This window comes from Burkholderia sp. Ax-1720 (assembly GCF_011753035.1).
Lineage (GTDB): Bacteria > Pseudomonadota > Gammaproteobacteria > Burkholderiales > Burkholderiaceae > Burkholderia > Burkholderia gladioli.
Genome location: NZ_VWWK01000191.1, coordinates 1 through 12688, shown reverse-complemented (window position 1 = coordinate 12688; position 12688 = coordinate 1). Strand labels below are relative to the sequence as shown.

7 protein-coding genes are annotated in these 12688 nt (G+C 69.6%); all 7 read right to left on the bottom strand.

Annotated features, from left to right (window positions below):
- Window positions 1-113 precede the first annotated feature (113 nt).
- Window positions 114-1004 (bottom strand): ABC transporter ATP-binding protein, encoded by an 891-nt coding sequence (locus F3J18_RS31535; protein ID WP_166916039.1) that lies wholly within the window; start codon window positions 1002-1004, stop codon window positions 114-116.
- A gap of 4 nt (window positions 1005-1008) precedes the next feature.
- A complete protein-coding gene (gene nikC, locus F3J18_RS31530) occupies window positions 1009-1950 on the bottom strand; it encodes a nickel transporter permease (RefSeq protein ID WP_166916037.1) in 942 nt (313 codons plus the stop codon).
- Window positions 1951-1999: 49 nt separating this feature from the next.
- Window positions 2000-3070 (bottom strand): ABC transporter permease, encoded by a 1071-nt coding sequence (locus tag F3J18_RS31525; protein WP_166916035.1) that lies wholly within the window; start codon window positions 3068-3070, stop codon window positions 2000-2002.
- 121 nt (window positions 3071-3191) lie between these two features.
- Complete coding sequence (locus F3J18_RS31520) at window positions 3192-4799, bottom strand: ABC transporter substrate-binding protein (protein ID WP_166916033.1); 1608 nt, start codon at window positions 4797-4799, stop codon at window positions 3192-3194.
- A 213-nt stretch (window positions 4800-5012) separates the two neighbouring features.
- The gene (locus F3J18_RS31515) at window positions 5013-6605 is read right to left on the bottom strand and encodes an ABC transporter substrate-binding protein (RefSeq protein WP_166916031.1); all 1593 of its coding nucleotides are present in this window, start codon (window positions 6603-6605) and stop codon (window positions 5013-5015) included.
- Between the two features lie 121 nt (window positions 6606-6726).
- A complete protein-coding gene (locus tag F3J18_RS31510; protein ID WP_166916029.1) occupies window positions 6727-11640 on the bottom strand; it encodes a DUF4157 domain-containing protein in 4914 nt (1637 codons plus the stop codon).
- A 27-nt stretch (window positions 11641-11667) separates the two neighbouring features.
- On the bottom strand, window positions 11668-12688 hold a 1021-nt coding region (locus tag F3J18_RS31505; RefSeq protein ID WP_166916027.1), incomplete at its 5' end, for an ATP-binding protein.

Here is a 12688-nt window from a genome sequence, read left to right as displayed (position 1 = left end):
GTCGACGTGGCCGCCGCGCGTGGCGAAGCGCACCGAGGCCTCGCGCACCTCGATCATCGGCTCGGCCGGCTCGATCGGCAGTGCCGCGCCTGCCTCGATCCCGTGTTCCGGCATCATTGCTCGGCCTCCTTCAGCCAGGCCGGATCGCGCGCCAGCACCGGCAGCGCCTCGGGCGGCGCGGCCAGCGGCGGCGTCGCGCCGAGCAGCCCGCGCGTGTAGGGATGCGTCGCGTGGGCCAGATCGCGCGCCGCGCAGGTCTCCACCACGCGCCCCGCGTACATCACCGCCACGCGATCGCAGAACGACATCACCAGCGGCAGGTCGTGGCTGATGAACAGCAGGCCGCTGTTGTGCCTGGCCACCATCGCGTCGAGCACCGCCAGCACCTGCATCGACACCGCCACGTCGAGCGCCGAGGTCGGCTCGTCGGCGATCAGCAGGCGCGGCCCGGTGGAGACCATCATCGCGATCATCACGCGCTGCCCCATGCCGCCCGACAGCTCGTGCGGATAGGCATCGGCCACGCGCGCCGGATCGCGGATCTCGACCGCCTCGAGCGCGGCCACGATGCGCTCGCGCAGCGCGCGTCCCCTCAGGCCCGGCTCGCGCAGCCGGAACGCCTCGGCCATTTGCCGGGCCACCGTCATCACCGGGTTCAGCGAGTACTTGGGATCCTGCAGGATCATCGCGATCTCGGCGCCGCAGAGTCGCCGCCGCTCGGCCTCGCGCATCGTCAGCAGGTCGCGGCCGGCGAAGCGCATGGCGCGCGCCGACCACTGCGCGGCGCCTGGCAGCAGGCCGAGCAGGGCGCGGCCCGTCAGCGACTTGCCCGAGCCCGATTCGCCGACGATGCCGAGACGTTCGCCCGGCGCGAGTGTGAGCGAGAGGTCGCGCACCGCGTCCGCGAGCCGGCCGTCGTGGCCGCGAAAGCCGATCCGCAGCCCGTCGATCTCGACCAGCGGCGCGGCGGCGGGCGGGGTGTTGCCGATGGCGGGCGTCTGCATCGCGTCAGGCTCCATGGCGCGGGTCCAGCACGTCGCGCAGCCCGTCGCCGAGCAGGTTGAAGGCCAGGCTGACCAGCAGGATCGCCACCCCGGGCAGGGTGGCCACCCACCAGGCATCGAGCAGCACGTTGCGGCCCGAGGCCACCATGAAGCCCCATTCCGGGCTGGGCGGCTGCGCGCCGAGGCCGAGGAAGCCGAGCCCGGCCACCGTCAGGATGATGCCGGCCATGTCGAGCGTGGCGCGCACGATCACCGAGGACAGGCACAGCGGCACGATATAGCGGCGCAGGATGCGCCAGCCCGAGGCGCCCTGCAGGCGCGCGGCGTGGATGAAGTCGGCCTGCGCGATGCGGATCGTCTCGGCGCGCGCGAGCCGCGCATAGGCCGGCCAGGCGGTGATCGAGATCGCCACCACCGCGTTAACGATGCCCGGCCCGAGCGCGGCCGCGAAGGCCAGCGCCAGCACGATCTTCGGGAAGGCCAGGGCGATGTCGGTGAGGCGCATCAGGATGCTGTCGACGAAGCCGCCGACGAAACCGGCGGTGGTGCCGATCAGCACGCCGATCGGCACCACGATCGCCACCACCAGGATCGCGATGCCGAGCGTGATGCGCGAGCCGCCGATCATGCGCGAGAGGATGTCGCGGCCGAGCTGGTCGGTGCCGAGCCAGTGCGAGGGCGTGCCGGGCGGCAGCAGCCGGTCGTTCAGCACCTGGCGCAGCGGGTCGTGCGGCATCAGCAGCGGCGCGAGCAGGGCCACCAGCACCAGCGCGGCGAGGATCGCCAGCCCCAGCAGGTTCAGCGGATTGCTTGCGAAGCGCTGCCAGCGTCGCCAGGCCAGGCCCAGCGAGGCCTGCCGGCGCGAGGCGGGCGTCTCGCTGAGCAGCCAGGCGCGCCAGCGGCCGGCGGGCGGGGAAGCTTGGGGAGGGGCGGGAGGCTGGGTCATCGGAATCCGGTGGAGGCGGCCAGGCGCGCGGGCACGGAGCGGGCCGGCGTCAGCGCGCGCGCGGATCGAACACGCGGTAGAGCGCGTCGGTCAGCAGGTTGAGGGTGATGAACATCGCGCCGATCACCAGCGTCGAGCCCAGCACCGCGTTCATGTCGCCATTGAGCAGCGCGCCGGTCAGGTAGGAGCCGATGCCGGGCCAGGCGAACACGATCTCGGTGAGCACCGAGCCTTCGAGCAGGTTGCTGTAGGTCAGCGCGATCACGGTCAGCAGCGGCACGGCGATATTGCCGAAGGCGTGGCGCCAGATCACGCGGCGCTCGGGCACGCCCTTGGCGCGCGCGGTGACGATGTATTCCTGGCTGAGCTGCTCGAGCATGAAGGCGCGCGTCATGCGGCTCAGGTAGGCCACCGAGTAGTAGCCGAGGATCGCGGCCGGCAGCGCGATGTGCGAGAGCGCGTTGCGCCAGACTTCCCATTCGCCGGCCAGCGCCGCGTCGATCAGCAGGATGCCGGTGCGCGTGTCGACCATGCCGTCCCAGGCGGGATCGAGCCGGCCCGGGCCGCCCACCCAGTGCAGCTTCGCGTAGAACAGCAGCAGGCCCATCAGGCCCAGCCAGAACACCGGTACCGAGCTGCCGATCAGGCCGATGAAACGCGCCACGTGATCGATCGGACGGTTGTGGCGCACCGCGGCGGCCACTCCGAGCGGCACGCCGATGCCGATCCCGATCAGGGTGGCGAGGCTCGCCAGTTCGAGGGTGGCCGGGAACACGCGCAGGATGTCGTCGCCGACCGGGTTCGAGGTCAGCAGCGAGGTGCCGAGATTGCCGTGCAGCACGTCGCGCACATAGATCGCGAACTGCGTGAGCAGCGGCTTGTCGAGCCCGAGCGCGGCGCGTTCGGCCGCGTAGGCGGCGGCCGAGGCGCGATCGCCGAGCACCGCCAGCACCGGGTCGATCGGCACCTTGCGGCCGATCACGAAGGTCAGCGCCAGCAGGCCGGCGAAGGTGACGGCCAGCGTCAGCGCCCAGCGCAGCACGCGCAGCGCCCAGCGCGCGAGCGGCTGCCGCGCGGGCAGCGTGCGCAGCGAGTCGAACAGCGTGGAGGGGGACGACATCGGGCGGGGCATCTCCTGGGCGGTGAAATCGTTCGCGCGGCGAGCGGCGCGAACCCGAAGTATGCCGGATGCGCGGGGGCGCGAAAACCGGGTGAGGCTCCCGCGCCCGCCGCCGCGCGCCTTACTTCTTCAACTGCCGATACGAAACCAGGTCGTTGATCGGCCCCACCGCCAGCCCGCTCACGCCCGGCGCGGTCGCCACCTGGGCCACCTTCTCGAACAGGATCACGAAGGGCGAATTCGCCAGCACCGCCTTCTGCATCGCCTGGTACTGCTGCGCGCGCCGGGTGGGCGAGGGTTCGGCCAGCGCCGCGTCGGTCTGCCTGGTCAGCTCGGGAATGTTCCAGGCATTGCGCCAGGCCAGCATCTTGAAGCTCGAGTTGTCCGAATTGTCGGGATTCCAGGCGAAACCCTGCGCGTTGCTGTGCGGGTCGATGTAGTCGGCCGACCAGTCGCCGATGTAGATGTCGTGCTGGCGCGCGCGGTACTTGGCCAGCGTCTGCTTGTTGTCGCCGGGGATCAGCGTGAGCTTGATGCCCGCCTGCGCGAAATTGGCCTGGATCGCCTGGGCGATCTCCGTGTACGGGTAGTCGTTGCGCACGTCCATCGTCACCGCGAAGCCGTTCGGCACGCCGGCCTTGGCCAGCAGCGCCTTGGCGCGCGCCACGTCGAGATGATAGGGATTGCTGTCGAGCGTGCCGAGGAAGCCGTCGGGCAGGAAGCTCTGGTGCACGCGGTAGGTGGTCTTCACCACGTTGCGCTGGATGCCCTGGTAGTCGACCAGCCATTTGAGCGCCTCCTGCACCTGCGGCCTGGCCAGCGTCGGATTCCGGGTGTTCAGGCCGAGATAGAGCAGGGTGGCCTGCGGCGAGGCCGCCACCCTGGCCTTGCCGCTCTTGACCACGGCGGCCAGGTCGTCGGGGCTCAGGTCGCGCGCCGCGTCGATGTCGCCGCTCTCCAGCATCAGCCGCTGGGTGGCCGCCTCGGGCACGTGGCGCAGCACGATGCGCTTCATCGCCAGCGGCAGGCGGTAGCCGTCGAAGCGCTGCAGCACCAGGCTGTCGCCGGCGGTCCACTTCACCAGCCGGTAGCCGCCCGAGCCGGCCTCGTGGGTCTTGAGCCAGCCGTTGCCGTAGTCGCCGTTCTGCTGCTGCGCGAGCAGCAGCGTGCGATCGACCACCGAGGCCGGCCAGGAGCCCAGCACGTTCAGCACGAAGGTCGGCGCGTACTTGCGATCGGTGCGGATCATCACGGTGTGATCGTCGAGCTTCCTCACGTTCTGCATCACGTTGGCCTTGTTCAGGCCGATGCCGGCCAGCACCGCGGCCGGCCCCTTGTCGAGCAGCACCGCGCGCTGGATCGACCAGGCCACGTCCTCGGCCGTCAACGCGTTGCCGGAATGGAAGCGCAGGCCGTCGCGCAGCCGGAACGTGAAGCCGGTGCCCTCGGCGTCGACGCTCCACGATTGCGCGATGTCGCCGTCGAACTTCGAGGGATCGGCGAGATTGACGCGCACCAGCCGGTCGTAGACGTTCGCGATGTATTCCTCCGGCACCAGCTCGTAGACCTCGGCCGGGTCGAGCGTCGAGAACTCGTCGAGCAGGGTGGCCATCACGAACATGTCCTTCGGCGTGGCGGCCCGCGCCTCGACGGCGGGCACGGTGGCCAGCGCGAAGCAGGTCGAGACGGCGGCGAGCAGCGCGGCAAGCGAGGACATGCTGGGCTTCATACACACTCCATGGTTCGGAACCCGAGGCTGGCGGGATGACGAGCGGAACGCGGCAGGCCCGGCGACGGCACGGGCCTGCTGTATTAGAGCAGAGAGCGGGGGGCGACCGGAACCGGCCAAAATTCGACGGGAGGGGAGCGACAGGCGCGGGGCGGCGCCGGCACGGGCCGCCCGCGGGAGCGCCGGGCCCGGCGCGGCCGGGCCAGGGCACGCTTATTTCTTCAGCGTGCGATACGAGGTGAGGTCGTTGATCGGGCCGATCTCGGGGCCGGTCACGCCGGGGCGCGTGGCCACCTGCACCACCTTCTCGAACAGGATCACGAAGGGCGAATTCGCGAGCACCGACTGCTGCAACTGCTGGTACAGCTTCGCGCGCTTGGTGGCCGACGGTTCGGCCAGCGCCGCATCGGTCTGCCGCGTCAGCTCGGGAATGTTCCAGGCATTGCGCCAGGCCAGCATGCGGGTGGGCGCGTTGTCGGAGTTGTCGGGGTTCCAGGCGAAGCCGCGCGCATTGCTGTTCGGGTCCATGTAGTCGGGCGACCACTCGCCGATGAAGATGTCGTGCTGGCGCGCGCGGTACTTGCCGATCGCCTGCTTGGCGTCGCCCGGGATCAGCTTGACGCGGATCCCGCCGGCCGCGAAGTTGGCCTGCAGGGCCTGCGCGATCTCGACGAAGGGGTAGTCGTTCGGCATGTCCATGCTCACGTCGAAGCCGTTCGGCAGGCCGGCCTTGGCCAGCAGCGCCTTGGCGCGGGCCACGTCGCGGTGATAGGGATCGCTGTCGAGCGCGCCGAGGAAGCCGTCGGGCAGGAAGGTCTGGTGGACCTTGTAGGTGCTGGCGAGGATGTTGCGCTGGATGCCCTGGTAGTCCACCAGCCACTTCATCGCCTGCTGCACTTCCGGCTTGGCGAGGTTCGGGTTCCTGGTGTTCAGGCTCAGGTACATCAGCGCGGCCACCGGCGTGGCGCTGACCTGGATCTTGCCGGCCTTGGCCAGGCTGGCGAGGCTGTCCGGGCTCAGGTTGCGCGCCGCATCGACATCGCCGTTCTCGAGCAGCAGCCGCTGCGCCGAGGCTTCGGGCACATGGCGCAGCACCACGCGCTTCATCGGGTACGGCGAGGGATAGCCGTCGAAGCGCTGCAGCACGATGCTCTCGTTGGGCGACCACTTCACCAGCCGGTACGGGCCCGAGCCGGCGTCGTTGGTCTTGAGCCAGGCATTGCCGTAGTCGCCGCCGCTCGCGTGCGATTCGAGCAGCTTGCGATCGACGATCGAGGCGGGGCCCGCGCTCAGCACGTTGAGCACGAAGCTCGGCGCGGTCTTGCGATCGGTCTGCAGGCTCACGGTGGCGGCGTCGATCGCGCGCACCTTCTGCATCACGTTGTCCCTGGTGAGGCCGAGGTCGGCCAGCACGCCGGCCGGGCCCTTGCCGAGCAGCACCGTGCGCTGGATCGACCAGGCCACGTCGTCGGCCGTCACCGGGTTGCCCGAATGGAACTTGAGGCCCGGTTTCAGCTTGAAGGTGTAGGTGGTGCCGTCGGCGCCCACGCTCCACGATTGCGCGATGCGGCCTTCGAATTTCGTCGGGTCGCGCAGGTCGACGCGCACCAGCCGCTCGTAGGTGTTGGCGACGTATTCGGAGGGCACCAGCTCGTAGATCTCGGCCGGATCGAGCGTGGTGAACTCGCCGATCTGGGTGGCGATCACGAAGATGCCGGGCGGCGTCGCGGCGGCGGCCGGGGCGGCAGGCGAGAGCGCCGTCGCGAGCGCGGCGGTGATGGCGAGCGTGGACAGCAGACGCTTCATGCGGGCTCCGTCGGAGAAGGGGAAAGCGCGATTCTCTCATTGAATGGAGGTGGGGCCGGCGAAGCGGGGCCACGACGCCGCGCATGCGATCGCGCCTGCCTCGGCGCGAGGCTGGCGCCGTTCAGGATCTGTCCTCTCCCGGCTTGCCGTCGGGGTCGGGCGGCCGGCGCTTGAACGGTCGTTCGGATTCCTGCTCCGTATCGCTCGGCGCCGGCTTCCGGGCTGGCTGGCGGGTGGACGTCGGCCGCCGGCCGAGCGTCGAGTCGAAGGGCCGCTTTCGGCCGCGCCCGTCATTGTCCGATCGTGTCGTGGTGGTGGTCACGGCCGGCAAGGGCGCGGGGGCGAGCGGCTGCTGCTGTTGCGCGTCCTGTACGGCGACGGGCGGCGGCGCAAGCGGCCCGGGCGGCGGCCACGGCCCCGGGTTCGCGAGGTCGAGCAGGTTGGCGTCCGCCAGGGTAAGCGGCCCCTCGTCGACATAGGTATAGACATAACCGTATTGAATCCGCTGCACGTGATCGTAGTCGGGCGAGACGCGGCTGTCGTCGCGGTAGCTCCAGTAGCCCGCGTCGTCGCGCGTGCTGGTCGTGTAGTGGCCGACATAAGGTTGCGCGCCGACGTGGTAGACGACCGTCTGGATGCGGTAGCGGCGCCCGTTGAGCGCGAAGCGTCGCGGCATGTCGATGGGCCGGCTGTCCTTGCGGATCCGCTGCTGCGCCTGGACCCAGCGCACGAGCTGGATCGTGATCGCGCGCGGCGCCTCGTTGCCGAGACTGATCTGGCTTTCGCCCGTCGAGGTGAACACGACATTGCGCTGCGCGCCGCCCTGGTTGACCGGCGTCACGCCGCTGATCTGCGCGATCCGCTCCCGGCTCTGATAGCTGCGCAGCGCGTCCCGCAGGTTGTCGACGCCGGTGATCGGCAGCTTGATCAGCCAGTCGGCCGTGCGCACGTCGGCGAAATTGCCGAAGCCGGTGTCCGGTGCCGGCGTGAAGGGCGAGAAGCCGGCCGGGGCCAAGCCATCGCGCCGCTGGAGACCCCGGCCGAGGGAGATGCGCTTGCTGTAGACCTGGGTGAGCCGGTAATTGGCACCGCCCGCATTGGCGGTGCCGAAGTGGTCGATCAGATTGCCCAGCAGTTCGGTCGGATCGCGTTGGGCGTTCAGCGCCAGCGCGCCGTCGCCGAGCAGGCCCGCTGCGTCGAGCGTGATGAGCAGGTGGCCCACGGCGGCGGAGTCGACGGGCTGTCCGCTGCGTATCGTGGCCAGCATGACCGCGATCTGCGCGCGCGGCTCGGCGAGCGGATCGACGGCGGGCGGCGGCAGCGCCGCGAACAGGCTCCGATACGGCGACAGCGCCAGCAGGTTCAGCGCGGCCGCAAGATAGCAGGTGTTGCCGACATTGGCGATGCCGGTCGATTGCCACGAGTCGGGGGACAGGCGCAGGAACTCGCGCACGTGGGGATCATCGGCCTCCTTGGTTTTCAGCGTGGCGCCGAAGCGTCGCTCGATGCGCTGCGTCACATCGCGTCGGTCGGCATCGGGCAGCGCCCGGAGCGCGGCGTCGAGGTCCAGCTTGCTTTTCGCCGGCGCGAGCACCTCGTCGACATAAACGGCGAGCACCTCGTCGAGCACGATGCGCATGGCCCGCTGGCGCTCGCGCAGCGTCGCGGCATCGCCGTCGGGGCGCTTGTCGATCGCATTCCACATCGTCTCGCGCCCCATCAGCACCATGAACCGGTCGTATTGACCGGCGTCCTTCAGTTGCGCGGCCAGCAAGGCGGTGTTGGCGCTGTCCCTGCCGCCGTAGAAGATGCGATCCGCGCGCAGGCGGTAGGTGGCCGTCAGCCGATGGAACGCGGCTTCCTCGATCGGCTTGACCAGGGCGTTCGCGGCACGCATGAACTCGGGCGTGCCGATCGCGCTGAGCCGGCCCATGGTGAACTTGTCGGCACTCAGCTGCTGATGCTTCGACAGGCTTTCGACGATGATGAAATTCTCGTAGCCAGCCGCGAGATCGAGCTTGGCGGCATCCGACAGCGGCGCGTTCGTCACGTCGACGATCGGCACCGTGGTGTCGTTGAGCGGGGCGGGGCCGGTGCTCGGTCCTGCCCCGCTCGCGGTCTGGTTCGCGAAGCGGCGGAACACCTCGCCGTAGGGCACGCGGTTGCGGCTTGCCTGGATCGAGGTCAGCACCGGGTTCAGGTCGGCGGCGATGATCGCGGGCGGTGCCGTGCCCTGCCGGTCCCGCTCGTCGAGCACCTCGTCCAGGGCGGCGCTGTCGAGATAGCCCTGCGCGCCGCGATTGATCGGCCGGATGTAGAGGTTTTCCTTGTCGACCGACGAGTATTCGAAATAGCTGTACAGGTCGATCGACTCGAGCGGTTCGTCGGCGCCGATGCGTTTGTGGTCGATCGCCCAGGTGCGCGCGAGCAGGTTGGCGGTCACGATCGCCTGCATGCCGCTGTCCAGGTAGAACGTCGCGGTGTCGTGCCGCGTGGGATCGAGCGAGAGCGAGTCACGCAGATACTGCGGATACGGGTCGTTTCGCACGGCGTCTGGCGAGTCGGGGCCATGCGCGTTGAAGGCTTCGAGCAGATAGCTGTACTCCATCAGGTTCTCGATCACCGAGGCCGCCTTCACATAGGCGGCCTCGTGGTCGGTGGATTTCCTCGCCACCGGGCGCGCGAGCAGGAACTGCGCGCGCTTGAGGTTGCGTTGCAGGCGCACCATGATCCATCGCGCGAAGGCCCGGGGGCCGTCGATCGACACCACGCCGTGCAAGCTGTCCTGTGCATAGCGGACCGCCGTCTTCAGGGCCTCGCGATAGAGCGGCACGTCGCGCCATTGCGTCGTGGATGCGGCAGGCCTGGGCCGCTTGCTCCGGGTAAGGTCCGGTTTCTGGAAGCGCGAGTCGTTCTCGTGCAGGATCTCGAGGGCCTTGACGACCAAGCCCTTGAAGACATTGGGCGGTGTCAGGCCGGGCCAGAGCCGCACCGGGCCGCCCACCGACGACACGCTCGGATACAGGAAACCGAAGCTGCCGCGATGGGTCGCGCGCGTTTGCAGGCCCAATGTCCCGGCGGCCTCGTTGAATGCCGCGATAAAGGTATTGCGCCAGACCGATTCGGCGAGCGGGTTGCCGCCGGCCCGATCGACCAGCTCCAGGATCAGGCTCGCGTGGGTGGGCGACTGGATCGGCACGGCCCGCCAGCCGCGCCGGCCGGCGCTCAGTATCTTCCCGACTTCCTTCGCGGTCTGCGCGATCAGCGTGCCGCGATCGAGGAGCAGCAGATCGTGATAGTTGAGCTCGGTGTCGGGCGCGAGTTGCGCGTCCGGGATCAAGGGCTGGAGCAATGGATCGACGGTCGCCTCGGACGGTTCCCGCCACGAGCGTCGCGACGACGGCGCACTCGCCGGCGCGAGCTGCGTGCCGATCTGCACGGTGCGATAGACGTTCTGGATCAGGCCGAGCGAGCCCGTATGGGTGCCGGCGACGCTCTGGTAGACCGAGATGCTGCTGGCGGGATCCTGACTCGATCCGACGAACTGCGTCGCCTGGATCTGCGGTTTCACGTAACCGCGTTCGACCAGCGCGTCATGCAGCGCGCGATTCGTGATCTGGGCCGTGAATTTTTCCGGCAGGTCGGTGCCGTCCCGTTTCGCGTTTTTTCGTACCGCTGCCTTCAGCAGGGCGGTATTGTCCCGGCGCACCGGGTCGTTGCTCGATCGGTAGTACTGACCGTGCTCGACCGAGCGGAAATCGCGGCCGAGATTGTTGACCGGCACGAAATTCGCCGTGTGGGCGAAGTAGAGCTTCAGGGCCGTGGTGACGCGCTCGGGGAAATCCTGTTCCGTCAGCAGCGTCGGAATTGCCTTCGCGAGCTTGCTGTCGGGATTCGACAATTTCGCCCACGACGGCTTGCTGAACCATGCCGCCAGGGCTTCGTCCGTCGCTTTCGCGCCTGCCACGAACGGCTCGTGGGGGCGGGGGGCATAGGTAGACAGGTTCCTTGGTTGCCTGGGGACGTAGGCGAGGTCGTGAGCGTAGAGCCCGTCGTTCCAGGTCCTGATGAAGACGTGATAGAGGGGGGCGTAGTTCGCGGCCTCGCGCACCTGCCTGACCAGGGCCGACTTGATCGACTTGTAGGTTTCCTGATTGCTGCGCAGCAGCGGAAAGGTCTCGTGGATCCAGCGTGCGTTCCTCAGCGCCAGGGCCAGGCCCGCTTCGATATTCGAGTAATTGCGCAGCTGTTTCAGTGCTTCGTCCGGCATGCGCTGCACCACGCCGTGCGACGGCGAGGCTCGCCAGCGGCCGACGCGCCGCGAACTGCCCGCCGCGCTCGCTCGGACCAAGCCGCCCGTGCCGCCCATGCCGCCTGCATGGCTCGCTCCGTTCGCTCCGTTCGTTTCGTTCGCTCCGTTCGCCTCGGTCGTCCGGCCGGCTCGCAGCGCCGCTTCGCCCATCTGGTCCGCCTCGCGTTCCAGCGCGGCGTTCTCGCTGCCGGGCAGGTCGCGCTTCCATTGCAGGGTGGGCGCGACGCGGCCCTGTGCCTGCTGCGCGATGTGCCAGGTTTCGTGAGGCAGATGGCGTTCCTGCCCCGGCGCGAGATGGATCTCGGCACCGAACGCATAGGCGAGCGCGCCGAAGCGGGCGGGTTGCGGCGAACCATAGTGGACGCGCACGGCGTCGAGATCGACGCCGGCGAGGTGTTCGACGCCGCGTTTCAGATCGTCGGGCAGCCCGGTGCGGTTCGGCGGCGTAGCGGGGGCGAAGGGCGTGGGCGCGCTCACGGGAGGGGGCGGTACGGCGGGCGGGGGCGAAACCGCGTGCGCCGTCGCCGAGGGCGATCCGGGCGCGCCCTTCTCGCGGACCGCGGCCGGCCAGCCCAGCGCACTGCCGCCATAGTGATACGCGGCCATCGGCACGAGCCCGGCATCGCCGCCATCGCCGGCCGCGGGCGCCGCCGTCCGCCCGGGGCTGCCGGGCTCGGCCGCCTTCACGGCCGGTTTGACGACGCTCGCGCCGAGCTTGCCCATCACATCGCCTGCGCCGGTCCGCCAGGCCTAATCATCCTCGCCCCACTCGAATTCATGCGGCACGAACACCTTCCCGAGCTTGCGATACTCGCGCTCGGTGGCCTGCAGCAGATGCCGCCAGCCCACCGCCGCGCCTTCCGCGGCGGCCAGGAAGGCCGCGCCGATCGCGATGTTGTTGATGTTGCCGCCCGACAGCGGCGCGCGCTCGGCCAGCAGGGCGAAGTCGAGGTCGTCGCCGAGCGGCGCGGCCGCCGGGAAGGCGTTGCGCCACAGCGCGAGCCGTTGCGCCTCGCTCGGGAACGGGTATTCGACGATGAAGCGGAAGCGCCGCAGGAAGGCCTTGTCGATGTTCTGCAGCAGGTTGGTCGAGAGGATCACGATGCCCTGGTAGGTCTCGATGCGCTGCAGCAGGTAGCCGGTCTGCAGGTTCGCGTAGCGGTCGTGCGCGTCGCGCGTGTCGGTGCGCTTGGCGAACAGCCCCTCGGCCTCGTCGAAGAACAGCACCACGTTCATTGCCTCGGCCTGGTCGAACAGTTGCGCGAGCTGCTTCTCGGTCTCGCCGATGTACTTGCTGACGATGCTGGCCAGGTCGATGCGGAACAGCCCCAGGTTCAGCTCGTTGGCGATGATCGAGGCGGCCATGGTCTTGCCGGTGCCCGAGGGCCCGTGGAACAGCACGCTGAGGTTGCGGCTGGCCTGGTGCTTGGCGTCGAAGCCCCAGCCCTCGACCACCTGGTGCCGGTTGCGCGCGTAGTGCAGCACCTCGAGCAGCCAGTCGCGCGTCTCGTCGGGCAACACGATGTCGTCGAAGCGGTAGCGCGTGCGCACCTCCTGCGCGACCGCCAGCTGGGTGCGCTGGCTCTGCTCGCGGCAGGCGTCGAACAGCCGCTGCGTGTCGGGATCGATCGCGTTCGCCGCGTCGGCCGCGCTCGATGCGCTTGGGGCTCCGGGCGGGGTTCCGGCCGGAGCGCGGGGAGCCGCACCGGGCGGGGCGGCCGGCGGCACGGCGGTGCTGGCCGAGGTGGCTCGGCCACCGGCCGCCGTCGCG

Coding starts and splice junctions, on each gene's coding strand:
- F3J18_RS31510 (WP_166916029.1), bottom strand. CDS start 11,640: ATGGGCAAGCTCGGCGCGAGCGTCGTCAAACCGGCCGTGAAGGCGGCC.
- F3J18_RS31535 (WP_166916039.1), bottom strand. CDS start 1,004: ATGCAGACGCCCGCCATCGGCAACACCCCGCCCGCCGCCGCGCCGCTG.
- F3J18_RS31520 (WP_166916033.1), bottom strand. CDS start 4,799: ATGAAGCCCAGCATGTCCTCGCTTGCCGCGCTGCTCGCCGCCGTCTCG.
- F3J18_RS31515 (WP_166916031.1), bottom strand. CDS start 6,605: ATGAAGCGTCTGCTGTCCACGCTCGCCATCACCGCCGCGCTCGCGACG.
- F3J18_RS31525 (WP_166916035.1), bottom strand. CDS start 3,070: ATGTCGTCCCCCTCCACGCTGTTCGACTCGCTGCGCACGCTGCCCGCG.
- nikC (WP_166916037.1), bottom strand. CDS start 1,950: ATGACCCAGCCTCCCGCCCCTCCCCAAGCTTCCCCGCCCGCCGGCCGC.